The organism is Mycobacterium sp. pV006, from assembly GCF_041287115.1.
Taxonomy (GTDB): Bacteria; Actinomycetota; Actinomycetes; order Mycobacteriales; family Mycobacteriaceae; genus Mycobacterium.
Genome location: NZ_JBGGKT010000005.1, coordinates 19,677 through 43,574 on the forward strand (window position 1 = coordinate 19,677; position 23,898 = coordinate 43,574).

A 23,898-nucleotide genomic window follows, 5' to 3' on the forward strand; every position below is an offset into this window, starting at 1 on the left:
TCTCACGACCGAATTCAGTCGTCCCGGTCGCCGATCAGGTGCTCGAAGGCCTGCAGGTTCTTCAGCGACTCACCGCGGGACACCCGCCACTCCCACTCCTTCTCGATCGAGGAACGGAAGCCAAGTTCGAGCAGGGTGTTGAAGTCCGAGTCGACAGCCTCGAGGACCTGCCCGAGGATCCGGTCGACCTCGTCGGGGGTCACCGACGCCAGTGCCATCCGGCCGACCAGATAGATGTCGCCGACGTTGTCGAGCGTGTAGGCCACCCCGTAGAGCCGCCGGTTGCGTTTGAGCAGGAAACGGTAGACGCCCTCGTGGTTCTCGTCGGGGCGGCGGCACACGAACGCCTCCACGCGTACCGAATGCTCGCCGACCGTGAGGATGGCGTTGGTCTTCAGGCGGCGCTCGCCGGGTAGCTCCACGACCACACCGGGCAGTCCGCCGTGGGCGCCCTCGTGGTGGAAGTAGCTCAGGCCCGACTCGTCGAGCGTCTTCTCGATGACCGTGACGACGGACTCCGGGGTGGGCGCGCTCATGCCGACACCCCGCGGTGCAGCGACAACCGCGGACCGGACCGCAGCAGTTCGCCGGCCTGGTGGTCGGCGATGGCGCGTCGGTAACTGTCCAGGAGTGCGTCGACGGTGTGCGCCCACGAGAACTGCTCGGCGTGCGACCGGGCCGCCGCGGACCGGGTGGCCGGGTTGTCCGCGAAAACACGACCCAGGGCGCGGGCCCAGTCGTCGGTGTCGTGGCCGTCGACCAGGGCGCCGGTGACTCCGTCGCGCACCGCCACGGGCAACCCGCCCACAGCGGCGGCGACGACCGGCGTGCCGCAGGCCTGGGCCTCGACGGCGACCAGACCGAAGGACTCCGAGTAACTCGGGACGGCGACGACGTCGGCGGCGCGGTAGACACGGACCAGTTCGGCCCGGGATTGCGGCGGCAGGAAAGTCACCCGGTCGGAGATACCCAGCTCGGCGGCCAGGTGAACAAGACTGTCCGGGGTCGCCAATCCCGAGCCCGACGGGCCGCCGGCGATGACCACCCGCACCCCGGGCAGCCGCGCGGCCGCGCGCAGCAGCACGTCGGGGGCTTTGAGCGGCTGGATACGTCCGACGAACGCCACGATCGGCTCGCCGGGGGTCAGTCCCAGCGCCGCGCGGGCGGCGTCCCGGTCCCCCGGGGTGAAGGTGTCCAGGTCCACACCGGGGTGCACGACGTCGATGCGCTGCGGATCGGCCTGATGCAAGGACACCAGTTGCTGTGCCTCGTGTTCGGTGTTGACGATCAGCCGGTCGGCCTCGTCGGCGACCTGCTGCTCGCCGATGGACCGCATGGGCGGTTCGGGCGAGTCGCCGGTGGCCAGCGACGCGTTCTTGACGGCGGCGAGGGTGTGGGCGGTGTGCACCAGCGGCACGGCCCAGCGGTCGGCGGCCAGCCAGCCGACCTGACCGGACAGCCAGTAGTGGGAGTGCACGATGTCGTAGTAGCCGGGCTCGTGGGTGGCTTCGGCGCGCAACACTCCGGCGGTGAACGCGCACAGCTGGGTGGGCAGGTCGTTCTTGTCGAGTCCCTCGAAGGGGCCGGCGACCACGTTGCGTACCAGGACCCCGGGGGCGACCTTGACGACGGGCTGGTCCGACGACGCCGTCGCGCGGGTGAAGATCTCGACGTCGACGCCGCGCCGAGCGAGTTCCAGCGCGGTTTGCAGCACGTAGACGTTCATGCCGCCGGCGTCACCGGTACCCGGTTGCGCCAGCGGCGACGTGTGCACGGAAAGCACGGCCACCCTGCGTGGCGCGGGCAGTCCGGACGGTCGGCCGGCCTGATCGGTCGCTAGAGGCACATCGTCATGTCTACACCGCCGTCGCCGCGGCCCGGCTACGCACTCACGTCGGGGCGGCGGGTCTGCGCGCGTCGCATCGCACCAATCGGGTCGGCGTACAACCCGCCCAGCGAGACCACCCCCGCACCGGCCTCCTGAACCCGGTTGCCGAATGCGGTGACGCGGACGTCGCGGTGCGGCAGCACCGAACGGGCGGCGAACGCTTCCTGCACGGCCGTCATACCCTCGGGGTACTCGGTGAACGCCTGGCCGCCGACCACCAGATCGTCGGGGTTGAGCATGTCGCGCAGCAGCGCGACCGCCTCGCCGAGCACCCGGGCGCGCTCCGCGAGCAGCGCGGCGGCCGCCTCGTTGCCGGACCGGGCGGCCCGCACGACCGACGTGACGCTCGATTTCGGACCGTCGACCGGAATCACACGCGCCTTGCGCGCGGCGACCAGCACCGCCTCGTCGCTGACGGTGGACTCCAATTGGCCTGTGCCGCCGAGCAGTTCGGATTGCACGGGCAGCGCGGCGATGGTGCCGGGACCACTCGACGGCGAGTGCACCCGCCCCCCGATGGACAGTGCGTAACCGACGGTTTCGCGGGCGTAGACGTAGAGGCTGGTGGCTGTCGGTGTCGGCTGACGGCGCCCGCCGAGCAGCAGTTCGGCACCGGCCATCGCGTCGACGTGGGAGGCCACCGACACCGGCAGTCCCACCGCTTCGGCGAGCACCGGACCCACCGGGGCGTCGGTCCAGCCCAGCCGCGGGTGGTCGAGGTAGCCGGTGGTGCTGTCGACGACGCCACCGGCGGCCACACCGACCCACAGCGGGCGGCGGCGGTGCCACCGCCCGAGGTAGCGGCGGGCGCTGGCGGCGATGGCGGCCAGTGCCGCGGTCTGCGGTCCGCGCGGTGTCGGCGTCTCGACCACGTCGAGCGTGCGTCCCAGCAGGTCGGTGGCCACGATGCTGGTGGTGCGGGCGCCGATGTGCACGCCGAGCGTCAGGAACGGTTCGTGGTTGACCTCGACGGGCACGCGGGGGCGGCCGATGGCGCCCGAGACCGCGAGATCCGGTCGTTCCCGGAGCATCCCGACGTCCAGCAGGGCTGTGACCTGCCGGTTCACCGTGGCGATGCTGAGGCCGCTGATCTGGGCGATGACGTCTCGGGCGATCGGTCCGCGTTGACGGGCGGCGGCGAACACCGAGGCCGGCGCCGCGTCCGGAATGCGCAGCGACGGCGCCACGACGTTGTGCAGCAGTGCCTGCGGGTAGCGGCCCGGCGCGGCCACGGCGGCGGAGGTGACACGCGCAACCGAGGTCGGGCGGCGGGGGGCGAGGGTGGCGGGAGCGCTCACGGAAAGGTCCTTTGCGGAAGTCGGTTCAGGTGGGGCCGGGCCACACCTGGCGACTCGCGAGGACGGGAGGAAGTCCGGGTTCAGTCAGGCGCGGCGAGATGCGTGACGACAACAACACGCACGCCGCGCGGCAGCGAGCACTGCCTGACTGTTCCGGAACACGCGGTCAAGTTAGCACGGCCGAAGTCGACCGTGCGAGCGTGTGTTCGCGCGGCCTAGTGTTGAGACCATGACGACGCCTACAGATGAGCGCCGCGTGGTCGTGGTCACCGGAGCCAGCGCGGGAATCGGTGAAGCCACCGCGAGAACCCTTGCCGCCCAAGGCTTTCACGTGGTCTGCGTGGCGCGCCGGGAGGCCCCGATCCAGGCCCTGGCCGCCGAGATCGACGGCACCGCGATTGTGGCGGACGTCACTGACGCGACCGCGGTGGCGGCGATGGCCGGGCGCCTGGACCGCGTCGACGTGTTGGTCAACAACGCCGGCGGCGCGCGCGGACTGGAGCCCGTGGCCGACGCCGATGTCGACCACTGGCGCTGGATGTGGGAGGCCAACGTGCTGGGCACGTTGCACGTCACCCGCGCGCTGTTGCCGAAGCTGATCGCCTCCGGCGATGGACTGATCGTGACCGTGACCTCGATTGCAGCCGTGGAGATCTACGACAACGGCGGTGGTTACACCTCGGCCAAGCACGCGCAGGGGGTGCTGCACCGCACGCTGCGCAGCGAGCTGCTCGGCCAGCCGGTGCGGCTGACCGAGGTGGCGCCCGGCATGGTCAAGACCGATTTCTCGCTGAACCGCTTCGAAGGCGACCGGGAGCGCGCCGAAGCCGTGTACCAGGGCGTCACCCCGCTGGTCGCCGAGGACATCGCCGACGTCATCGGGTTCGTGGCCAGCCGGCCCTCGCACGTCGACCTGGACCTGATCGTCGTCCGGCCACGCGATCAGGTCACCGGCGCGTCGGGCTCCCGCTTCCACCGCGTCACCTGACCCCGCTCGATCCCCGCCGAACTTGCATTCCACGCGCGTCAAACTGCGTTTTGACGCGCGTGGAATGCAAGTTCGGCGGAAGGGGGTCAGCGGCCGGGGGGTTTCTGTGACGCCTCCTGAGACAGCGCAGACATCGCGACCCACTCGTCCCACGGCACCGCCCAGTCCCAGATGTCGCCGTCGGCGTAGGACAGCGGGATCCGGGTTCCGGTGACCTCGACCGGGTCGCCGTAGATCACGCTGTCGAAGAAGGCCTCGGCGTCGGGCGCCGACAGGTTGATGCAGCCGTTGGTGACGTTGCTGTTGCCCTGCGCCCCGGCGCTGCCCGGGTTGGCGTGGATGAACTCGCCGTTGTTCGAGATCCGCACGGCGTGACGCATGTGCACGTTGGCGTAGCCCGCGGCCGGGTTGGTCATGTAGAAGTCCTCGTGCTTCTCGGTGACGACGTGGATACCGCTGCGGGTGACGTTGCGGTCCAGGTCGCCTTCGCCGTAGCTGCACGGGAAGTCCATGATCACCGCGCCGGCGCCGTCGAGCACCTGGATGCGATGGCTGGGCGCGTCGGCCTTGACCACCTGGCGCCGACCGATGCTGAAGTCCAGCGTCGAGTCTCCGGCGCCGTAGGCCCCCTCGCCGAACGGCACGCCGTAGAGATTCGCGTCGACGTGCACCGTGGCGCCGGCTGGGAGGTACTCCCGGCTGCGCCAGTGCACGCGGGACCCGCCGACCTCGTCGGGCAGCCACGCCCAGCCGCCCTCGACCTGCGGCGTGGTGGTGACGGTGAGTGCCTTTTCCACCGCGGCACGCGCCGCTTCCGGGATCGCGGCGTTGAACTGCAGGATGATCGGTGCCGCGACGCCCACGGTCTGGCCGTCGGCGAGCTGGAAGCGCCCGTTGACCTGACGGGTCGGGGCGAGCGTGGTGAACGCGCCGGCGACGGGCACGGGTGCGGTGCCGTCGCCGCCCGCGACGGTGCCCGACCAGGTGTAGGTGACGCCGTAGCCGAGCGGCTCGGTGACGGTGAACACCGTCCGTTCCGGATTGAGCTGCCCTGCGACGACCTTGCCGGCGGGGTTGGTCAGCGCGACGGTCTGGAACGTCCCGTCGGCCACGCGGACCGCGACGGGCGCGGTCGGGTTGACCTCACGGGCCGCGTCGGCGGGTTCGAAGGTGATCGTCGGCGGTGTGGGTGCGTCGTCTGTGGACAGCGGGCCGCCCCGGGATCCGCAGGCGGCCAGCACGCCCGGGGCGATCGCGCCGACGGCCAGGGCGGCCAGCGCGCGGCGTCTGCTCAGCGCGGTGTCGGCGAAGCTCACGTAGATCGACAGTACCTAGAGTCGGCACCCGATCAGCGTCGGTTCCGGTGTGAGTTCGATCCCGAACGCGGCCTTCACTCCATCCCGCACGGTGCGGGCCAGGGCGAGGATGTCGGCGCTGGTCGCGTGCCCCCGGTTGGTCAGCGCCAGCGCGTGCTTGGTGGACAGCCGCGCGGGCGCGTCGGGCCCGGGGTAGCCCTTGCCGAACCCGGCGTTCTCGACGAGCCACCCGGCCGCCAATTTCACGCCGTCCGGGGACGGGTAGTTCGGGACGGGACGGTCGACCGTCGCGGCGATCCGTTCGAAGTCGGCGGGGGTGACGACCGGGTTGGTGAAGAAGGATCCGACGCTCCAGGTGTCGTGGTCGGCGTCGTCGAGCACCATGCCTTTGCCGGCGCGCAGCGCAAGCACCGTCGAGCGCACCGCAGCCGGGTCGGCCCGCCGGCCGGGTTCGACGCCCAGCGCCGCGGCCAGTTCGCCGTAGCGCAGCGGCGCGCTGCGTCCCGCGGCGTCGAGAGCGAACTCGACCTCGAGCACCACCCTGCTCGAGGTGTTCTTCAGAATGCTTGTGCGGTAACCGAACTGGAGCGCAGCAGGGCTCACCCAGCGGTCCTCGCCGGTGCGGCGGTCCAGCAGACGCACCCGGCGCAAGGTGTCGGCCACCTCGGCGCCGTAGGCCCCGACGTTCTGCACCGGGGTGGCGCCGGCCGAGCCGGGGATACCCGACAGACATTCCAGCCCGCCGAGTCCGTGGGCCAGGGACGCGACGACGACGTCGTCCCACACGGCACCGGCTTCGGCGCGCACCCGGTCACCGTCGACGGTGATCGCACGGTTGGCCAACCGGATCACGGTCAGGTCCGTCAGATCGTCGCCGAGCACGACGTTGGATCCCCCGGCCAGCACCAGCGCGTCGGGTCCGGCGGCGCGCACGGCGTCGATCACCTGCTCGGTGGTGGTGCACGTCGCCACACGCGCCGCCACGGGCCCGACGCGCAACGTGGTCAACGGCGCCAGGGGCACTCCCTCGGCGACCGCCACACCCCCAGGCATCCGACTGACCACGGCCGCTAACGGTAGCGTGGTTTGCTATGCCGCGTTCATTCGACTTGGCCGCCGAGTACGGCGGCACCGTCGAACAGGTCCACCGCGCGTTCAGCGACGAGCAGTACTGGCTGGTGCGGCTCGAGGATTCCGGCGCCGACCACGTCCGCCTCGACGAGATGACCGTCGAGTCCTCGGGCGCGATCCGCGTCCGGACCACCCAGATCCTGCGGGCCGACCGGTTGCCGGCGGTGGTGACCCAATTCCACCGCGGTGATCTGAGTTTCGTGCGCGAGGAGACGTGGACGCCCGTGGTCGACGGGCGGGCCGAGGCCACGGTCAGCGGCGCCATCCCGGGTGCGCCGGCCAGCTTGTCCGGCACCGCGTTGCTGCTGCCGGCGAACTCCGGGAGCCGCGCCCGCATGGACCTGAAGGCCACCGTCGAAGTGCGGGTGCCGTTGGTAGGCGGCAAGATCGAGAACTTCATCGGCGGTCAGCTGGTCGAGCTGCTGATCGCCGAGCAGCGGTTCACCACAGGCTGGATCGCCGAGAACAGCTGACCTACACCTGATGCCACCCGCGCGCCCACTCGGCGCGATCACCCGGGGCACCACCGGTCACAACCGGTTGCGCCGCTGTGATCGCTGGCTGATCCATTCCGCCGACGTCTGCACCGCATTGCAGTCCACGCCCGACCCACTGGTGGTCGACCTGGGCTACGGCGCCATACCCGTCACCACGCTGGAGTTGGCGGCCCGTCTGCGCGGGGTCCGCGCCGACATCCGGTTGTTGGGGCTGGAGATCGACCCCGACCGTGTGCGGGCTGCGCAGGAAGCAGCGACACCGGGTGTCGAGTTCGCGCTCGGCGGCTTCGAACTGGCCGGACGGCACCCGGTGCTGGTGCGCGCGTTCAATGTGCTGCGTCAGTACCCGGTCGAGGCCGTGCCCGAGGCGTGGGCCACGTTGCAGCGCGGACTGGCCCCCGGCGGGCTGATCGTCGACGGCACGTGCGACGAACTCGGTCGCCGCTGCTGTTGGGTGCTACTCGACGCCGCCCACGCCCGCAGTCTCACCCTGTGCTGCGACCCGTCGGCCATCGAGCGGCCCTCCGACCTGGCCGAACGTCTACCCAAGGTGCTGATCCACCACAACGTCGACGGTCAGCCGATCCATGCCCTGCTACGCGCTGCTGACCAGGCCTGGGCCGCTGCGGCCGGCCACGGGGTGTTCGGGCCGCGTGCGCGGTGGCGGGCGATGACCGAAACCCTTGCCGGTCAAGGGGTTCCAGTGGTCCGGTCGCGTCGCAGCACCCGCGACGGGGTCCTGACCGTGCCGTGGCCCTACGTCGCACCGCTCGGTTGACCAGCACGCGTCACTACCCTGGGGGCATGCGTATCGCCCTGGCCCAGATTCGCAGCACCACCGACCCCGCAGCCAACCTCCGGCTGGTCGAGGAGCACACCCGGCAGGCGGTCGATGCCGGTGCGGCGATGGTGCTGTTCCCGGAAGCGACGATGTGCCGCTTCGGGGTGCCGCTGGGCGACGTCGCCGAGCCGTTCGACGGGCCGTGGGCCACGCAGGTCCGGGCCATCGCCGAACGTGCCGGCATCGTGGTGGTCGCCGGCATGTTCACCCCGGCCGACGACGGCGCGCGGGTCACCAACACCCTCATCGCGACCGGGGCGGGCGTGGACGCCCGCTACGACAAGATCCACCTCTATGACGCGTTCGGGTTCACCGAGTCCAAGACCGTCGCCGCCGGCACCGAGCCCGTCACGATCACCGTGGACGGCGTGACCGTCGGGTTGACTCTCTGCTACGACATCCGCTTCCCCGAGCTCTACGTCGAGCTCGCCGAGCGGGGTGCCGAGGTGATCACCGCGCATGCGTCGTGGGGCACCGGTCCCGGCAAACTCGACCAGTGGACCTTGCTGGCCCGCGCCCGCGCCATCGACACCAGCACCGTGGTCGCCGCGGTGGGCCAGGCCTATCCCGGGGACGAGATCGCCAAGCTGGGACCGACCGGTGTCGGCGGCAGCCTGGTCGCCTCAGCTCTGGGGGAGGTGGTGGTCGCCGCAGGTCCCGACCCGCAACTTCTGGTCACCGACGTCGACCTGGAGGCCACCCGCAAGGCGCGCACCACCGTCGCGGTCATGCAGAACCGCTCAGCGTTCGCTCATCCGGGTAGGGCAGAATCGCGGGCGTGACCGATCCCTGGGCCCGTCCGCCCCAGCAACCCGACCCGTCTCAGCCGGTGTTCCCGCAGAACACGCCGCAGGGAACGGGCCCGGGTGTGCCGCCCGGCCCACCGACCGACCCTGCGGAGGCCTCGCTGCCCGCGAAACTGAAGAAGATGCTGTCCGACCCGCTGTCCGTCGTACTCGTCGTGGTGATCGTGGTGGCGCTGGTGTTCGCCGGGGTGCTGGCCACCGAGCTCTATGCACGCAACCGCGGCGACTCGGTGGTCGCCGGGGTCGTCGAGTGCGTGGTGCAGGACGACGCCGAGGCGTCCTTCGGCGTGTTCCCCCCGTTCGTGGTGCAGCACCTGTCGGGTCACTACACCAACATCCGCATCCAGACCGCAGGCAACCAGGTCCGCGACGCCAAGGGCATGAAGGTCGAGCTGGACATCAACGACGTCCGCCTGGAGGACACCGCCGACTCGAGCGGATCGGTCGGTTCGCTGGTCGCCAACATCACGTGGAGCGCCGAGGGCATCAAGCAGACGATCCAGGGGGCGGTCCCGCTGGTCGGCAGCTTCGTCAACGGCGTCACCACCAACCCCGGTGACGGCACCGTCGAGCTCGAGGGCGCGCTGGGCAGCATCACCACGCGTCCGCAGGTCGTCGACGGCGGGATCGTGCTGCAGGTGCAGCAGGTCACCGGGCTGGGCTTCACGTTGCCGCGTGAGCTGGTCCAGCCGGCGCTGGACGCGTTCACCGCCGAGCTGACGCAGAACTATCCGATGGACATCAAGGCCGACTCGGTGGAGGTCACCGATTCCGGTGTGGTGAGCCGTTTCTCGACGAGCAACGCGTCGATCCCGAAGCAGACCGACGACCCGTGCTTCAGCGGGCTGTGACGCGCTAGCGGTCGAACCCGTCCAGAACCGTTCGGGTACCGGACAATCCGAGTCGGGTGGCGCCGGCGTCGAGCAGTGCGGTGGCGTCGGCCGCGGTGCGGATGCCCCCGCTGGCTTTGACGCCCAGACGACCCCCGACCGCGCGGGCCATGATTTCCACCGCCGTCACCGAGGCACCTCCGCTGGGGTGAAAACCGGTGGAGGTCTTCACGAAATCCGCTCCGGCGTCCTCGGCCGCACGGCAGGCGTCGCGCAGGGTCCGCTCGTCGCCCATGCTCAGTAACGCGGCGGATTCGACGATCACCTTCAGCAGCGTCTGAGGCACCGCGGTCCGGACTGCGGCGATGTCGGCGCCGACCCGTCCGAAATCGCCGGCGAGTGCGGCGCCGACGTCGATGACCATGTCGATCTCGACCGCACCGGCTGCCGCCGCCAGTTGGGCTTCCTGCGCCTTGACCGCCGAGAAGTGTTTTCCGGACGGGAAACCCACCACGGCGGCGAGGTGCTGCTCACCCCGGCGGGCCGAAGCGGCGGCGGCCACGAGCGTCGGTGACACGCAGATGGCGTACACGCCGAGTTCGGCGGCCTCCGCGGCGAGGGCGGCGATATCGGCTTCTGTCGCTTCGGGTTTGAGCAGCGTGTGATCGACCAGCGCGGCCACGCCGGCGCGGGTGTAGGAGCCCATCAGAAGGGTTCTTCGGTGCCGCCCGGATTGCATCCGGTGGCCACCATCTGGTCCGGGGTGACCTCGGGACGCCACGGTTCCAGATTCCAGCTGGTCTTGCCCGGCTCGAAGATCTCGGCGAACTTCCAGTGGCACAGGAACTGTTCCTTCATGCCCGGAATGGCGGCGTCCGGCGACAACGCCAGGATCTCCGCCCACGCGTGTTCGCTCGCGGCAGTGGTGCCCGGACGCCCGGAGGTGTCACGACCGGCCGGGGTCGGGTAGACACGCAGGCTCGACAGATCGCCCCACTTGGCCCACTCGACGTGCTCGACGTAGGGCGGGGGCGAACCGGCCGGAGTGGCGGCGGCGGTCGGAGCCAGCACCGCCGGCACCACGCAGGCGGCCGCGGCGGCGGCCAGGATCCGGCGCCGCACTATCGCGACTTCCCTTGCACCTCGAGAAGTCTGGGGCGTACGTCGACGAGATAGACGCCGGCGGCGACGGCCGCGATGGCCACGCCCATGACGCCCAGCACCAGGGCCAGCAGGACACCCACACCGAGGATCACCAGCCACACCGGCTTGGTCAGCTTGTCGGCCGCGGGGTACGCGTCGGGACGCTGCATCGCGGCATGGACGAACGCGTACACCGTCGTCGCCAGGACGGCGATCTGTAACGCGAAGAGGACGTAACCCACCAGGCCTTGGAGCTGCACGCACGACAGCCTATGCGGGTTACGTCCTCCGGTCGACCACCCCTACCGGGTGGCCGGATTACTTCTGGGTGACCTTCTTGGCCGCCGCCTTCTTGGCAGGGGCCTTCTTGGCCGGCACCTTGGCGGCCTTGGCCGGAGCCTTCTTCGCGGGGGTCTTCTTGGCCGCGGACTTCTCGGCCGGGGCCTTCTGCGCGGCAGTCTTCACCGGCTCGGCGGCTTCCTCGGAACGCTTGGGCAGCTCGACGCCGACCAGTTTGGCGGCGCGCTCACCGACGGCGCGGGTCTGCGAGGCGACGTTGCCCAGCGCCTCCTGGGTGAGTTCCACGGCCTGGTCGGTGTATCCCTCGACCCGGCTGGCAGCCTCTTCCAGGGCCGGCTGGTTGCGCAGCCGCTCCAGGGCGGCCTCGCCACGCTCGATCAGCTTGGTGTAGGTCGACTGCGCGGCATCGGCGTAGGTCTCGGCGAACTTGCGCAGCTCCTCGGAGCTGAGCCGGCCGCGCAGGTCCGCGTACTGGCTCGGGAGGTCCTCCTGCAGCCGGTTGATCCGCGCGCGGCTCTCCTCGACGCGGGTCTCGGCGTCGGAGCGTGCATCACCGGCGCGCTCGCGCAGGGTCGCCACGATCTCGTTGACCCGCTCCAGCGCGAGGTCCGCGGCACCGACCGCGGCGAGCAGCGGGGCCTTCAGGTCGTCGATGTCGAACTGGTTGTCAGCCATGGGTGGTTCCTTTCAATTCACGTTTGTGGGGTTCGGCTGCACGAGTGCTAGTGGGCTCTTGTCCTCAGTGGTCGGCTCCTCGTCTGGTTCGCTGACACTGTCGGGCGCCCCTGCTGCCTCAAGGGCGGCCTCGTTCTGCTCGCAGAACGAGGCGTAGATGTCGAGCAACACCTGCTTCTGCCGCTCATTGATCGCCGTATCGGTGACGATGGCGTCCCGAACCTCGTTGGTCTCGCTCGGTTCGAGAATCCCGGCCTGGATGTAGAGCACCTCAGCAGACACGCGCAGGGCTTTGGCGATCTGGTTGAGCACGTCTGCGGACGGCTTCCGCAGTCCCCGCTCGATCTGGCTGAGGTACGGGTTGCTGACGCCGGCCTTCTCGGCCAGCTGCCGCACGGAGACCTGCGCGGCCTCGCGCTGACTCCGGATGAACGATCCGATGTCCTGCGCCGCGTTGGACACGACAGCAGCGAGCTTCTCGTCCTGCGCCACGATCGCCTCCTCCCGCGATGGGTACCCGTCTACCGACAGGCACCACGGTACGCCGGAGTGCTAACTTTTGCAAGCACCTGCTAGCGCAGGTCAGAAGGCCAACTGCGCGACGGTGTAGATCACCAGACCGGCCAGCGAACCCACGACGGTGCCGTTGATCCGGATGAACTGCAGGTCGCGTCCCACGTGCAACTCGATCCGGCGACTGGCCTCCTCGGCGTCCCAGCGCTCGATCGTCTCGGTGATGATCGCGGTGATCTCCACGCCGTACTGACCCACCAGGTGCTGGGCCGCGCGCACGATCCAGTTGTCGACCTTGTCCCGCAGGTCGGCGTCGTCGCACAGCGACTCACCGATGCGCATCACGGTGTCGGCGATGCGCTCCCGCAGCGCCGACGACGGGTCGTCGACGGACTCCAGGATCATGCGTTTGGCCGCCGTCCAGGCCGTCTCCGCGGCCCGGGTGACCTCGTCACGACCCAGGATCTGTTCCTTGACGTTCTCGGCCTTCTGGATGGTCGCCGCGTCGTTCTGCAGGTCGTCGGCGAAGTCGAACAGGAACCGCGTCGCCGAACGGCGCAGTTCGTGGTCGGGATTGCGGCGCACCTTGTCCGTGAAGTCCATGAGCTCCCGGTGGATGCGGTCACCCACGAGGTGGTCGACCCACCGCGGCGACCACGTCGGCGAATCGCGCTCGACGACCCGCTCGATGATCTCGTCGGCGTTGAGCGACCACTGGAACGCGCGGTCGGCGAGCAGCTGCAGCAGGGCCTCCTGACGGCCCTCGGCAAGCAACGTCGACAGCACCCGTCCGATCGGTGGGCCCCACTGCGGCTCGGCGATGCGCTTGACGATCATGCGGTCGAACACCTGCTGGACGTCGTCGTCGCGCAGCATCTCCACCAGCACACGCAACACCGTCGATGCCTCGGCCGCGACCCGCTCGGCGTGCTCGGGGTCCGCGAGCCACTTGCCCACGCGGCCGGCGACCTCGGCGCTGCGCAGCTTGGTCTCCACGTTCTCCGGGGACAGGAAATTCTCCCGCACGAAGGTACCCAGACCCTCGCCGAGCTGGTCTTTCTTGCGTTTGATGATCGCCGTGTGCGGTATCGGGATGCCGAGCGGGTGCTTGAACAGCGCCGTCACGGCGAACCAATCGGCCAGCGCGCCCACCATGCCGGCCTCGGCCGCGGCCCGCACGTATCCGACCCACGGGGCCGCGCCGTGCGACTGCGCCCAGCTGCACAGCAGGAAGATGACGGTTGCGCCGAGCAGGAAGCTCAGCGCGACGAGCTTCATCCGGCGCAGCGATCGGCGCCGCTCGGCGTCGCCCGCCGAGTCGGCTCCGGCCAGTGCTTCGGCGAAGCTCGGTCGGACGGTACCCGCGGCGGGTAGTCGGTGTGCCACCTCACCATCATCCGCTACGTCACCGACTGTGCTGTCCCAGCAAGTCCGCAGGCGTCGGTCACCGTATTATCGACAAGGACAACGGAACGGATCAGCGCGAACGTGGCACAAACATCATCACCGCCGATGGCGGCCAAGACCGACGGACGGAAACGCCGCTGGCACCGGCACAAGGTCGAGCGTCGCAACGAGTTGGTGGACGGCACGCTCGAGGCCATCCGCCGCCTCGGCAGCAACGTCAGCATGGATGAGATCGCCGCCGAGATCGGTGTCTCCAAGACGGTGCTCTACCGGTATTTCGTCGACAAGAACGACCTGACCACCGCGGTGATGATGCGGTTCGCGCAAACCACCCTGATCCCCAACATGGCCGCGGCGCTGTCGTCGAATCTCGACGGCTACGACCTCACCCGCGAGATCATCCGCGTCTACGTCGAGACCGTCGCCGCCGAACCGGAGCCCTACCGCTTCGTCATGACCAGCAACTCGGCCGGCAAGAGCAAGGCCGTCGCGGAGTCCGAAACGATAATCGCGCGCATGCTGGCGGTGATGCTGCGGCGGCGCATGGTGTCGGTCGGCATGGACACCGGTGGGGTGGAGCCCTGGGCATATCACATCGTCGGCGGCGTGCAGTTGGCCACGCACTCGTGGATGTCGAATCCGCGGATGAGCTCCGACGAACTGATCGACTACCTCACGATGCTGTCCTGGAGCGCCCTGTGCGGGATCGTGGAGGTCAACGGATCGCTGGAACGGTTCCGGGCGAGCCCGCACCCGTCACCGATCCTTCCTGATTCACTGGAGGAATGAGCGACGCTGCCGGGCTGCCGTCCCTGTGGACCCACGAACCGCACACCGAGCTGATGTTCCGCCCCGGCGACAAGGTCGCCGACATCGATTCGGACGCCACACCGGGATTCGTCGGCAAGAAGGCCGACGCGCCCACCCTGCAGGCCGAGCGCAACACCCGGCTCGCCGAACTGCAGGAGATGCTCTACGCCAACAGCCGTGCCGGCGACCATCGGTCGGTGCTGCTGGTCCTGCAGGGCATGGACACCGCCGGCAAGGGCGGGATCGTCAAACACGTGATGGGCGCGGCCAATCCGCAGGGCATCCAGTACCGAAGCTTCGGAAAACCCACGCCCGAGGAGCTTTCGCATCACTATCTGTGGCGCATCCGCAAGGCGCTGCCGACCGCGGGCCACATCGGGGTGTTCGACCGCTCGCACTACGAGGACGTGTTGATCGTGCGGGTGCACAACCTGGTTCCGCCCGCGGTGTGGGAGCCACGGTACGACGAGATCAACGCCTTCGAGCGCGAGTTGACCGACAGCGGAATGACTTTGGTGAAGGTGGCGATGTTCGTCTCGCTCGACGAGCAGAAGCGGCGCCTGGCCGAGCGGCTGGAACGGCCGGACAAGTACTGGAAGTACAACCCCGGCGACATCGACGAGCGGCTCAGGTGGCCCGACTACCAGGAGGCCTACCAGGCGATGCTGGACCGGACGTCGACCGACTATGCGCCGTGGCACATCGTGCCGTGCAATCGCAAGTGGTACAGCCGGCTGGCGATCACCGAGTTGCTGATCGAGGCGCTCAAGCAACTCGACTTGTCCTGGCCGCCACCGTCTTTCGACGTCGAGGCGGAGAAGGCGCGGTTGGCGTCGGTCTAGTTTGCGCGTAGCCTGCGCCGAGTGCACGCTTTCTGACGAAATCTGTCGGGTTTCGGGTCACAATGCGTGCATTCGGGACCTCGATCAGAGGCTGCCGTCCCACCCGCGCGCACGGAGCGCCTCCTCTGCCCGCCGCACGATGCCGTCGGGCGCGTAGCGCAGGTGCCGCGCGCTGACCCGGACGATGATCCATCCACGGGCGGCCAGAAACTCCAGCCGGGCGATGTCGTCGGCGTGCGCCGCCGGGTCGGTCCAGTGTTGCTCGCCGTCGTACTCGACACCGACGAGGTATCCGGGCCAGCCCATGTCGATGCGGCGGACGACTCTGCCGTGCGCGTTCCTGACCGGGATCTGGGTGACGGGCCTGGGTAGACCGTTGCGGACCAACAGCAGGCGCACCCGAGTTTCCTGTGGTGACTCAGCGCCGCCGTCCACCAAGCTCAGGACTGCGCGCAGACGACGGATGCCCCGCATGCCCGGATGACGAACAGCGACGTCGTCGATTTCTGTCGACGGGCACCGGGTCGCGTTGAGCAGGGCGTCGATACGAATGATTGCTTCGTCGCCGGGAATCCGACGCCCGAGATCGAAGGCCGTCCGGGCGACCGACGTGCAGTCGATGCTCTGCACGAGACAGACTTCGTCGTCGAGAAGGGTTTCACGATGGATCGCGATACCCGGTGGACTGCCGCAGCGCACCCGGGTGAGTTCAGCGGTCCCGTCGGCGGGTAGCCACCGCGACCCGTGCATCGCCGCCGCCGACATCCCGGCGAGGGTGGCCCGGCGTCCCGACCACAGCCACGCCGCGACGGCGCGATCGCGGGCCGTCAGCGGCATACCTTGCGGCGCATACACATTCCGGTGGAGTTTGACGAAGCGCCGGCGCAGATCCTGACGCGTCACCGTCCCGCCGGCGAGCGCCTCCGACGCCACGATGAGTTCGCGCACACCCTGTTAGGCGCACGGCAGCGCTCTCCGGTTCCCGAGTGCACGGATTATTACGTGAATCGCGACAGGATTCGTCAGAAAGCGTGCACTCGGCGCCCGAGGGTCAGTAGGTGTAGAAGCCCTTGCCGGTCTTCTTGCCCAGCTGGCCGGCCTCGACCATGCGCTGCAGCAGCGGCGGGGGCGCATAGTGCGGGTCGCGGTACTCGTCGTACATCGAGTCGGCGATCAGCTTCATGGTGTCCAGACCGATCAGATCCGACAGCCGCAGCGGACCCATGGGGTGCGACAGCCCCGCGACGATCGCGGTGTCGATGTCCTCGACGCTGGCCACCCCGGCCTCGGCCATCCGGATCGCCGAGAGCAGGTACGGCACGAGCAGCGCGTTGACGATGAAGCCGGAGCGGTCGCCGCAGCGAACGACTTTCTTGCCCAACACTTCTGCGGCGAACCGCTCGACCCGCGCGACGGCTTCGTCGGAGGTGACCAGTGTGTTGACCAGTTCGACCAACGGCAGCACCGGCACCGGGTTGAAGAAGTGCAACCCCAGTACCCGGCTCGGATTCTTGGTTGCCGCAGCGATTTTCATGATCGGGATGCTCGAGGTGTTCGACGCCAGCACCGCGTCGGGGTCGGTGACGATGGCGTCGAGCTCGGCGAAGACCTTGCCCTTGACTGTTTCGTCTTCGATGATCGCCTCGATGACGAGCTGCCGATCGGCCAGGTCGGACATGTCGGTGGTGAACGTCAGACGCCCCAGCGCGGCGTCGCGGTCCTCCTCGGAGAGCTTGCCCTTGCTGGTGGCACGCTCCAGCGACGAGGTGATGCGGTCGCGGCCCGCGTTGACCAGTGCGTCGCTGGGCTCGTAGACCACGACGTTGGCGCCGGACTTCGCGCAGACCTCCGCGATGCCCGAACCCATCTGCCCCGCGCCGACGACCCCTACCCGTTCAATGTTCACGCTGACACTTTCTACTAGAGGCGCGAGCAGACGCAAAGGCCCCCATCACGCCAGGGTGATGGGGGCTTTCGCGGACTGCTCGCGAGAGCTCAGTGGCTCAGTGGCTCAGGCCTTCGGTTCCACTTCGCAAGCTCAGTGGAACTGACCCTCCTCGGTGGAACCGGCCAGCGCGGTGGTCGAGCTCGTGGGGTCCACCGTGGTGGCGATCCGGTCGAAGTAGCCGGCGCCTACCTCGCGCTGGTGGCGCGTGGCGGTGTAGCCGCGCTCCTCGGCGGCGAACTCGCGCTCCTGCAGGTCGACGTACGCGGTCATCTGGTTGCGGGCGTAGCCGTAGGCCAGATCGAACATCGAGTAGTTCAGCGCGTGGAAACCGGCCAGCGTGATGAACTGGAACTTGAAGCCCATCGCGCCGAGCTCCTTCTGGAACTTCGCGATCGTCGCGTCGTCGAGATGCTTGCGCCAGTTGAACGACGGCGAGCAGTTGTAGGCCAGCATCTGGTCCGGGAACTCGCTCTTGACGCCCTCGGCGAACTTGCGGGCCAGCTCCAGATCCGGGGTGCCGGTCTCCATCCAGATCAGGTCGGAGTACGGCGCGTAGGCCTTGGCGCGCGCGATGCACGGCTCCAGGCCGTTCTTCACGCGGTAGAAGCCCTCGGCGGTGCGCTCACCGGTGATGAACGGACGGTCGCGCTCGTCGACGTCGGAGGTGATCAGCGTCGCGGCCTCGGCGTCGGTGCGGGCGATGACGACCGTCGGCACACCGGCCACGTCGGCGGCCAGGCGGGCGGAGGTCAGCGTGCGGATGTGCTGCTGGGTGGGGATGAGCACCTTGCCACCGAGGTGACCGCACTTCTTCTCCGAGGCCAGCTGGTCCTCCCAGTGCGACCCGGCGACACCGGCGGCGATCATCGCCTTCTGCAGTTCGTAGACGTTCAGCGCGCCGCCGAAGCCGGCCTCACCGTCGGCGACGATCGGGGCCAGCCAGTTCTCCACCGAGGTGTCGCCCTCGACCTTGGCGATCTCGTCGGCACGCAGCAGCGCGTTGTTGATGCGCCGCACGACCTGGGGCACCGAGTTGGCCGGGTACAGGCTCTGGTCCGGGTAGGTGTGGCCCGAGAGGTTCGCGTCCCCGGCGACCTGCCAACCCGACAGGTAAATGGCCTTCAGACCGGCGCGGACCTGCTGCACGGCCATGTTGCCGGTCAGGGCGCCCAGCGCGTTGACGAAGTCCATGTTGTGGAGCTGGTCCCAGAGCACCTCGGCGCCGCGGCGGGCCAGGGTGTGCTCCTCGACGACGTGGCCCTGCAGGGCGACGACGTCGGCCGGGGTGTAGGTGCGGGTGACGCCCTTCCAACGGGGATTGTGGTCCCAGTCGTGCTGGATCTGTTCCGGGCTCTTCGGCATGCCAACGGTCGACATCGGGCTGCTCCTTCATTTTGCAAACAGCAGCGGGAGGCGATCCCACTGATCTTGTTAATGCGCCGGCTTGATGTCCGGCTGGATAACCCGAGGATGCCTCACGCCATAACCGCAGGTCCACCCCTTTTGCTTGTGAACTTTCGCCAACGACAGTCCAGCATCTGCAAAGTTTGCGAAGATACCGATTGCTGAACCGGTTCAGAAGTTACCGGCAAGTAGCGAATATCCGCAGGTCAGTACGCCCGTACTGTTAACGCGCGGGATTCACAAAGCGAAGATCGCCGCGACCGCTTTGGTCTGATCACCGACGACGTATGTGAGCGTTGTAACACTGCGATCGCTGAGTTCCGCGCCGAATCGGTCCGTCGAACCGGCCGGATGGACGTGCCGCAGGATCTCCAACTTGTCGCCGAGCGCCACCGGCAGATCATGCTCGATGGTCACGCGCAACGGGGCCTGCATCAGATCCGGCCGCGACTGCAGGTAGTCCTCCACCACACTCCAGTACACGGAGTTGTTCATGTGGTCGAAGATGTCGATGTCGCTGACCCGGACCGGGAAGTTGTAGACGGCGTCCGCGTCCTCGCGCGCCCCGCCCTTGAGGTACGGCTTCCACCGCAGTCGGCTCTCGCTGGTGGTGCGACGCAGGCCCTCGATGAAGTCGTCGGAGATGCGCGCGGGCCCCTGGGTCTCGCGGTTGATGTTGATCCAGAACGCCTCGGACTCGACGAGTCCGCCCTTGCGGCCGTCGATGCGCACCCGCATCTCACACCAGCGGTTGGACGTACCCGAGCACCAGCGCCGCAGCCGCAGGATGTCCTTGAACATGATCGGCTCGATCATGTCGATCATGGTGCGCCGCACGATCCACAGCGGATGGGTCTCCTCGTAGCCCATCTCGCGCAGCTGATCGGTTCCGATGTCCTGGATGTGCCGGGTGGCCGCGTCGAACTTCAGCCGCCCTTCCCGGTCCACATCGGCCACCCGCAGCGGCCACTGCACGTCGAAGACGTCGGGGTGCGGGTCCGGTACCGGCATCAGGGTCTTGGCCAAGCTCACGGCATTCGATACTGCCACACCCGCAGGCCTTCCCACCTTTGCGAATTATGTCTTCGCAACGCAGCTATTCTGACGGGCGTGGCCAAGACGTACGTCGGTTCGCGGCTCCGTCAGCTGCGCAGCGAACGCGGGTTCAGCCAGGCCGCGCTGGCGCAGATGCTCGAGATCTCCCCCAGCTACCTCAACCAGATCGAGCACGACGTCCGGCCGCTGACCGTGTCCGTCCTGCTGCGCATCACCGAGGTGTTCGGCGTCGACGCGACCTTCTTCGCATCGCAGGACGACACGCGCCTGATCGCCGAACTTCGCGAGGTGCTGCTCGACCGGGATCTCGACGTCGACGCCGACGCCGCCGAGGTCGCTGACATGGTCGCCGCGCACCCGGCCCTGGCCCGCGCGATGGTCAACCTGCACCGCCGCTACCAACTGACCACCACGCAGTTGGCCGCCGCCACCGAGGGGCGGTTCAACGACGGAAGCGGTTCGGGCACAGGCGCGATCACGATGCCCCACGAGGAGGTCCGCGACTACTTCTACGAGCGGCAGAACTACCTGCACGAGCTGGACACCGTGGCCGAGGAACTGACCTCGGGCATGCGCATCCAGCGCGGCGAACTCGCCGGCGACCTGTCCGACCGGTTGCGGTTCGTCCACGGTGTCGCGATCCGCCGCCACGATCTGGGCGAGTCCGTGCTGCACCGCTACGACCCCGAGACCAAGACGCTGCACCTGAACACACAGCTCTCACCGGGTCAGCGGGTGTTCCGCATGGCCGCCGAGCTGGCGCTGCTCGAGTACGGCGACCTGATCGACCGACTCGTGGAGGACGGCAAGTTCACCAGCGACGAGGCCCGCACCCTGGCCCGGATGGGTCTGTCCAACTACTTCGCCGCCGCCACGGTCCTGCCCTACGCCTCGTTCCACGAGGTGGCCGAGAAGTTCCGTTACGACGTCGAACGTCTGTCGGCCTACTACGCCACCAGTTACGAGACCATCTGCCACCGGTTGTCGACGCTGCAGCGTCCGTCGATGCGCGGTGTGCCGTTCTCGTTCGTCCGGGTCGACCGGGCGGGCAACATGTCGAAACGCCAGTCCGCCACCGGTTTTCACTTCTCCTCCAGCGGCGGGACGTGTCCGCTGTGGAACGTCTACGAGACGTTCGCCTACCCGGGCAAGATCCTGGTGCAGATCGCCGAGATGCCCGACGGGCGCAGCTACATGTGGGTGGCGCGCACGGTGGAGCGCCGCGCGTCGCGCTATGGTCAGCCGAGTAAGACGTTCGCGATCGGCCTGGGCTGCGAGTTGCGCCACGCCCACCGGCTGGTCTACTCGGAAGGTCTGGACCTGCGCAGTGACTCCACCGTGCGAGCCACCCCGATCGGTGCCGGCTGCCGGGTCTGCGAACGCGACAACTGTCCCCAGCGTGCGTTCCCTGCGCTCGGTCGCGCGCTCGACATCGACGAACACCGCTCGACGGTGTCGCCCTACCTGGTGAGGCCCACATGACTCAACCGGATCCGCGCCCGGCCCGCATCGCGCCCGGCGGGTTCAAAGAACTCGGCCCGATCAACTGGGTGGCCGCCAAACTCGGTGCCCGCGGGATCCGCGCTCCGCGGTTCAGCCTGTTCAACGTGCTGGGACGGCACCGGCTGTTGTTCTGGGCGTGGTTGCCGCTGTCGGGCTATCTGCTCTACGCCGGCAAGTTGTCGCGCCGCGACGCCGAGACCGTGATCCTGCGGGTCGGACATCTGCGCGACTGCGAGTACGAGTTGCAGCAGCACCGCCGGCTGGCCCGCAGCCGCGGCCTGGACGCCGAGACGCAGGCCCGCATCTTCACGGGTCCCGACGCCGAAGGCCTGTCCGACCGGGAACGGGCGCTGATCGCCGCGACCGACGAGTTCGTCGTCACCCGCGGGGTGTCCACCGAGACGTGGCGGGCGCTGTCGGCGCACCTCAACACCGCGCAGTTGATCGAATTCTGTCTGCTGGCAGCGCAATACGACGGGCTGGCCGCGACCATCACCACGCTGGGCGTGCCGTTGGACTTCCCGGACTGACCCGGGCCCCGACGTAGCCGCCGGGGTGACCCACGTCACGGCTACGATCCGATCATGCTCGCTGCGAATCCGTGGCGCCACCCGCCAGGCGTCCCCCGATGTGAACCTCCCCGTGCCGAGGGCACGTTCTTCCTGCCCGACGGCCGCCGCCTCGGCTACGCCGAGTTCGGTGATCCGTCCGGGCCGGTGGTGTTGTGGTTCCACGGCACCCCGGGCGGGCGCCGCCAGCTGCCGATCGTCGGGCGGCGCGCGGCCGAGACGCTCGGGCTGCGCGTGGTGTTGGTGGAACGCGCCGGTGCCGGGCTGAGCGACGCGCACCGGTATCACCAGATCGGTGACTGGGCTTCCGACATGGCCCACGTGGCCGATGCGCTCGGCGCCGAGCGGATCGGAGTGGCCGGGCTGTCCGGTGGCGGCCCGTACGCGCTGGCGTGCGCGGCGATGCCTGCGCTGCGGGACCGGGTCGCCGCCGTCGCGATCCTCGGCGGCGTGACGCCGTCGGTGGGACCGGAGGCTTCCTGTCGCGGCGCGATCGCGCTGGCCCAACGGATGTCGGCGGTCACGGCGGCGCTGCGCCGCCCGTTCGCCGCGGTGACGGCCGCGATGCTGACCCCGGTGATCCCGCTGGCCCATCTGGCCTACACGGGTCTGGCCGCCGCGATGCCCGAAGGCGACAAGCGGGTGTTCGCCAACCCGGAGATCGAGGCGATGTTCATCGACGACATCGTCCGGGTGACCAACGGCCGGTTCCAGGCGCTGCTCGACGACGCACGGTTGTTCGGGCGCGACTGGGGTTTCCGTCTGGCCGACGTCGACGTGCCGGTGCGGTGGTGGCACGGCGACGCCGATTCGATCATCTCGCTGGAAGATGCTCAGGTCGCCGCCGCGCACCTGCCCGATGTGGACCTGCTGCTGATGCCCGACGAGAGCCACCTGGGCGGCTTCGCCAAGGCCGACGACGTGCTGGCGTTCCTGCATCCGTATCTGCAGCGCCCGACCGGGACCGGAAAGGCCCGCCGGGAGGGCTGACCGCCGCGACTACCGCACCTCGGTGGTGACCACGACGCAGTTCCCGCCGCGGGCCTTGGCCTCGTACATCGCCGCATCGGCCGCGGCGATGGCGTCGTCGAGCGCGGTGTCGGCGGGGGCGCAGGCCACACCGATGCTCACCGTGACGCTCGGGTCGGCGACCGCGGAGACCGCGCCGCAGATCCGCTCGGCGAGTGTTTCGGCGTGCTCGGCCATCATCCGCTCGACCACGAGGAACTCCTCACCACCCCACCGCACGACCACGGCGTCGTCGACCACGGTCGAACGGATGCGCCGCGCCGTGCGCATCAGCACGTCGTCACCGATTGCGTGCCCGTGCGTGTCGTTGATCGCCTTGAATCCGTCGACGTCGATCACCAGCACGCACAGATCGGTGTGGTCCAGCGCGGCCGCGTTGAGGCGTTTCACCGCCAGAGCCAGGCCGCGCCGGTTGGTCAACTCGGTCAACGGATCGGTAAGCGACTGCATCGAGCTGTCCTGCAGCAACCAGAAACCGAACTGCAGCGCGGGCAGGATGCACACGGTCACCAGCAGCGCGATGATCGCGCGCGTCAACGCGACCTGCAGCCCGTTCTCCGGGGTGGACACCGCCAGCCACACCGCGATGCCCCCGACCGACACCGTGCACCAGATGATGTGGGCCAGATGGAGTCTCGGGCCGTGGAAGAACACCACGTAGCCACCCGCGCACAGCAGTATCGGGATGCCCGACATGGCCAACGCCGGATCACCGAACAGCAACGCCGACAGGGTCATCAGGATGTCGACGAGCACCACCATCGCCGCCGACGCCCGCACGCTCGGCCAGGGGAAGAGCGCCCAGCGCGCCGCCCAACCCAGCGAGCCCAACGCGACCACGGCCCAACCGATTCGGAACAGCGTGCCCTGTCCGCCGGGCGTCAGGAAGATGTTGACCACCGACAGCACACCCATGGTGGCGCCGATACCGGCGATCACATACCGCAAAATCGACAGCAGACCGCGGCTGCGGAGGAACTCGACGCGCCAGTGGTAGTCGTCGCGCTGGCGCCACCATTGGCGCAACAGATCACCGACGTCGACCCTGTCCCCCACCGGCTCATTCTGGGAGGCCCGGGAGGCAGCGTCAAGCAAACGTCGCGC

The 23,898-nt window shown here is 68.9% G+C and carries 26 protein-coding genes; 10 read left to right on the top strand and 16 right to left on the bottom strand.

The window, feature by feature from the left end:
- Positions 1-14 precede the first annotated feature (14 nt).
- From ACAG25_RS09545 to ACAG25_RS09555, 3 genes are read right to left on the bottom strand one after another with little or no spacing between them, the layout of a single operon-like run.
- Positions 15-536 carry a YbjN domain-containing protein gene (locus tag ACAG25_RS09545; RefSeq protein ID WP_370488120.1) on the bottom strand — a complete coding sequence of 174 codons (522 nt, stop codon included), beginning with the start codon at positions 534-536 and terminating at the stop codon, positions 15-17.
- Positions 533-1,846, bottom strand: coding sequence for a D-inositol-3-phosphate glycosyltransferase (gene mshA, locus ACAG25_RS09550; protein ID WP_370488122.1), 1,314 nt, complete (start codon positions 1,844-1,846; stop codon positions 533-535). The genes ACAG25_RS09545 and mshA overlap by 4 nt, the downstream gene beginning before the upstream one ends.
- 35 nt (positions 1,847-1,881) lie before the next feature.
- The gene (locus ACAG25_RS09555) at positions 1,882-3,186 is read right to left on the bottom strand and encodes an ROK family protein (RefSeq protein ID WP_370488123.1); all 1,305 of its coding nucleotides are present in this window, start codon (positions 3,184-3,186) and stop codon (positions 1,882-1,884) included.
- Positions 3,187-3,415: 229 nt separating this feature from the next.
- Here ACAG25_RS09555 and ACAG25_RS09560 point away from each other — a divergent pair, with 229 nt between their 5' ends.
- Entirely contained in the window at positions 3,416-4,174 is a 759-nt protein-coding gene (locus ACAG25_RS09560; protein ID WP_370488124.1) for an SDR family oxidoreductase, read from the top strand.
- 86 nt (positions 4,175-4,260) lie between these two features.
- On the opposite strand, the gene ACAG25_RS09565 is transcribed toward ACAG25_RS09560, so the two are convergent.
- Entirely contained in the window at positions 4,261-5,490 is a 1,230-nt protein-coding gene (locus ACAG25_RS09565) for an Ig-like domain-containing protein (protein ID WP_370488126.1), read from the bottom strand.
- A 15-nt stretch (positions 5,491-5,505) separates the two neighbouring features.
- Positions 5,506-6,543: a UDP-N-acetylmuramate dehydrogenase gene (locus ACAG25_RS09570; protein WP_370488127.1), complete on the bottom strand. Its 1,038-nt coding sequence runs from the start codon at positions 6,541-6,543 to the stop codon at positions 5,506-5,508.
- A 38-nt stretch (positions 6,544-6,581) separates the two neighbouring features.
- Here ACAG25_RS09570 and ACAG25_RS09575 point away from each other — a divergent pair, with 38 nt between their 5' ends.
- The 4 genes from ACAG25_RS09575 to ACAG25_RS09590 are packed head-to-tail and all read left to right on the top strand — an operon-like array spanning position 6,582 to position 9,616.
- Positions 6,582-7,094: a DUF2505 domain-containing protein gene (locus ACAG25_RS09575; RefSeq protein ID WP_370488128.1), complete on the top strand. Its 513-nt coding sequence runs from the start codon at positions 6,582-6,584 to the stop codon at positions 7,092-7,094.
- A gap of 10 nt (positions 7,095-7,104) precedes the next feature.
- On the top strand, positions 7,105-7,896 hold the full coding sequence (locus tag ACAG25_RS09580; RefSeq protein WP_370488129.1) for a class I SAM-dependent methyltransferase: 792 nt from the start codon (positions 7,105-7,107) through the stop codon (positions 7,894-7,896).
- A gap of 26 nt (positions 7,897-7,922) precedes the next feature.
- Entirely contained in the window at positions 7,923-8,741 is an 819-nt protein-coding gene (locus ACAG25_RS09585; protein ID WP_370488130.1) for a carbon-nitrogen hydrolase family protein, read from the top strand.
- Positions 8,738-9,616, top strand: coding sequence for a DUF2993 domain-containing protein (locus tag ACAG25_RS09590; RefSeq protein ID WP_370488131.1), 879 nt, complete (start codon positions 8,738-8,740; stop codon positions 9,614-9,616). The genes ACAG25_RS09585 and ACAG25_RS09590 overlap by 4 nt, the downstream gene beginning before the upstream one ends.
- Before the next feature lie 4 nt (positions 9,617-9,620).
- Here ACAG25_RS09590 and deoC read toward each other — a convergent pair whose 3' ends face one another.
- From deoC to ACAG25_RS09620, 6 genes are all read right to left on the bottom strand, one after another.
- Entirely contained in the window at positions 9,621-10,301 is a 681-nt protein-coding gene (gene deoC, locus ACAG25_RS09595) for a deoxyribose-phosphate aldolase (RefSeq protein WP_370488132.1), read from the bottom strand.
- On the bottom strand, positions 10,301-10,717 hold the full coding sequence (locus ACAG25_RS09600) for a DUF2599 domain-containing protein (protein WP_370488133.1): 417 nt from the start codon (positions 10,715-10,717) through the stop codon (positions 10,301-10,303). The genes deoC and ACAG25_RS09600 overlap by 1 nt, the downstream gene beginning before the upstream one ends.
- Entirely contained in the window at positions 10,717-10,998 is a 282-nt protein-coding gene (locus ACAG25_RS09605) for a DUF2516 family protein (RefSeq protein WP_370488135.1), read from the bottom strand. Before ACAG25_RS09605 ends, ACAG25_RS09600 begins: the two co-directional genes overlap by 1 nt.
- A gap of 58 nt (positions 10,999-11,056) precedes the next feature.
- Positions 11,057-11,713, bottom strand: a complete 657-nt coding sequence (locus ACAG25_RS09610; RefSeq protein WP_370488137.1) for a heparin-binding hemagglutinin — start codon at positions 11,711-11,713, stop codon at positions 11,057-11,059.
- A 12-nt stretch (positions 11,714-11,725) separates the two neighbouring features.
- Positions 11,726-12,205 carry a helix-turn-helix domain-containing protein gene (locus ACAG25_RS09615; RefSeq protein WP_370488138.1) on the bottom strand — a complete coding sequence of 160 codons (480 nt, stop codon included), beginning with the start codon at positions 12,203-12,205 and terminating at the stop codon, positions 11,726-11,728.
- Positions 12,206-12,295: 90 nt separating this feature from the next.
- Complete coding sequence (locus ACAG25_RS09620; RefSeq protein WP_370488140.1) at positions 12,296-13,612, bottom strand: DUF445 domain-containing protein; 1,317 nt, start codon at positions 13,610-13,612, stop codon at positions 12,296-12,298.
- A gap of 126 nt (positions 13,613-13,738) precedes the next feature.
- Between ACAG25_RS09620 and ACAG25_RS09625 the strand changes: the two genes are divergently transcribed.
- Both ACAG25_RS09625 and ACAG25_RS09630 read left to right on the top strand, forming a co-directional pair.
- Entirely contained in the window at positions 13,739-14,422 is a 684-nt protein-coding gene (locus ACAG25_RS09625; protein ID WP_370488142.1) for a TetR/AcrR family transcriptional regulator, read from the top strand.
- The gene (locus ACAG25_RS09630; protein ID WP_370488143.1) at positions 14,419-15,285 is read left to right on the top strand and encodes a polyphosphate kinase 2 family protein; all 867 of its coding nucleotides are present in this window, start codon (positions 14,419-14,421) and stop codon (positions 15,283-15,285) included. The genes ACAG25_RS09625 and ACAG25_RS09630 overlap by 4 nt, the downstream gene beginning before the upstream one ends.
- 84 nt (positions 15,286-15,369) lie before the next feature.
- Here the strand turns inward: ACAG25_RS09630 and ACAG25_RS09635 are convergent, their stop codons facing one another.
- The 4 genes from ACAG25_RS09635 to ACAG25_RS09650 form a co-directional block, all read right to left on the bottom strand.
- Positions 15,370-16,233 (bottom strand): endonuclease domain-containing protein, encoded by an 864-nt coding sequence (locus tag ACAG25_RS09635; protein WP_370488144.1) that lies wholly within the window; start codon positions 16,231-16,233, stop codon positions 15,370-15,372.
- A gap of 103 nt (positions 16,234-16,336) precedes the next feature.
- A complete protein-coding gene (locus tag ACAG25_RS09640) occupies positions 16,337-17,191 on the bottom strand; it encodes a 3-hydroxybutyryl-CoA dehydrogenase (RefSeq protein WP_370488145.1) in 855 nt (284 codons plus the stop codon).
- A gap of 132 nt (positions 17,192-17,323) precedes the next feature.
- Positions 17,324-18,610, bottom strand: coding sequence for an isocitrate lyase (gene aceA, locus ACAG25_RS09645; protein WP_370488146.1), 1,287 nt, complete (start codon positions 18,608-18,610; stop codon positions 17,324-17,326).
- Positions 18,611-18,874: 264 nt separating this feature from the next.
- Positions 18,875-19,648 (bottom strand): acyl-ACP thioesterase domain-containing protein, encoded by a 774-nt coding sequence (locus ACAG25_RS09650; RefSeq protein ID WP_370488396.1) that lies wholly within the window; start codon positions 19,646-19,648, stop codon positions 18,875-18,877.
- A 99-nt stretch (positions 19,649-19,747) separates the two neighbouring features.
- Here ACAG25_RS09650 and ramB point away from each other — a divergent pair, with 99 nt between their 5' ends.
- Genes ramB through ACAG25_RS09665 form a run of 3 tightly spaced genes read left to right on the top strand, consistent with a single transcriptional unit; the run spans position 19,748 to position 22,755 of the window.
- Positions 19,748-21,175 carry an acetate metabolism transcriptional regulator RamB gene (ramB, locus tag ACAG25_RS09655; RefSeq protein WP_370488147.1) on the top strand — a complete coding sequence of 476 codons (1,428 nt, stop codon included), beginning with the start codon at positions 19,748-19,750 and terminating at the stop codon, positions 21,173-21,175.
- On the top strand, positions 21,172-21,726 hold the full coding sequence (locus ACAG25_RS09660) for a carboxymuconolactone decarboxylase family protein (RefSeq protein ID WP_370488148.1): 555 nt from the start codon (positions 21,172-21,174) through the stop codon (positions 21,724-21,726). The genes ramB and ACAG25_RS09660 overlap by 4 nt, the downstream gene beginning before the upstream one ends.
- Before the next feature lie 54 nt (positions 21,727-21,780).
- Positions 21,781-22,755: an alpha/beta fold hydrolase gene (locus ACAG25_RS09665; RefSeq protein ID WP_370488149.1), complete on the top strand. Its 975-nt coding sequence runs from the start codon at positions 21,781-21,783 to the stop codon at positions 22,753-22,755.
- A 9-nt stretch (positions 22,756-22,764) separates the two neighbouring features.
- Here the strand turns inward: ACAG25_RS09665 and ACAG25_RS09670 are convergent, their stop codons facing one another.
- Entirely contained in the window at positions 22,765-23,850 is a 1,086-nt protein-coding gene (locus ACAG25_RS09670) for a diguanylate cyclase domain-containing protein (protein WP_370488151.1), read from the bottom strand.
- Positions 23,851-23,898: the final 48 nt, after the last annotated feature.

Excerpts from the sequence above, each read along its gene's own strand:
- ACAG25_RS09545 (WP_370488120.1), bottom strand. The coding sequence starts at position 536 with ATGAGCGCGCCCACCCCGGAGTCCGTCGTCACGGTCATCGAGAAGACG.
- ACAG25_RS09560 (WP_370488124.1), top strand. The coding sequence starts at position 3,416 with ATGACGACGCCTACAGATGAGCGCCGCGTGGTCGTGGTCACCGGAGCC.
- ACAG25_RS09570 (WP_370488127.1), bottom strand. The coding sequence starts at position 6,543 with ATGCCTGGGGGTGTGGCGGTCGCCGAGGGAGTGCCCCTGGCGCCGTTG.
- ACAG25_RS09575 (WP_370488128.1), top strand. The coding sequence starts at position 6,582 with ATGCCGCGTTCATTCGACTTGGCCGCCGAGTACGGCGGCACCGTCGAA.
- ACAG25_RS09580 (WP_370488129.1), top strand. The coding sequence starts at position 7,105 with ATGCCACCCGCGCGCCCACTCGGCGCGATCACCCGGGGCACCACCGGT.
- ACAG25_RS09585 (WP_370488130.1), top strand. The coding sequence starts at position 7,923 with ATGCGTATCGCCCTGGCCCAGATTCGCAGCACCACCGACCCCGCAGCC.
- deoC (WP_370488132.1), bottom strand. The coding sequence starts at position 10,301 with ATGGGCTCCTACACCCGCGCCGGCGTGGCCGCGCTGGTCGATCACACG.
- ACAG25_RS09610 (WP_370488137.1), bottom strand. The coding sequence starts at position 11,713 with ATGGCTGACAACCAGTTCGACATCGACGACCTGAAGGCCCCGCTGCTC.
- ACAG25_RS09625 (WP_370488142.1), top strand. The coding sequence starts at position 13,739 with ATGGCGGCCAAGACCGACGGACGGAAACGCCGCTGGCACCGGCACAAG.
- ACAG25_RS09630 (WP_370488143.1), top strand. The coding sequence starts at position 14,419 with ATGAGCGACGCTGCCGGGCTGCCGTCCCTGTGGACCCACGAACCGCAC.
- aceA (WP_370488146.1), bottom strand. The coding sequence starts at position 18,610 with ATGTCGACCGTTGGCATGCCGAAGAGCCCGGAACAGATCCAGCACGAC.
- ACAG25_RS09650 (WP_370488396.1), bottom strand. The coding sequence starts at position 19,648 with ATGCCGGTACCGGACCCGCACCCCGACGTCTTCGACGTGCAGTGGCCG.
- ACAG25_RS09660 (WP_370488148.1), top strand. The coding sequence starts at position 21,172 with ATGACTCAACCGGATCCGCGCCCGGCCCGCATCGCGCCCGGCGGGTTC.
- ACAG25_RS09665 (WP_370488149.1), top strand. The coding sequence starts at position 21,781 with ATGCTCGCTGCGAATCCGTGGCGCCACCCGCCAGGCGTCCCCCGATGT.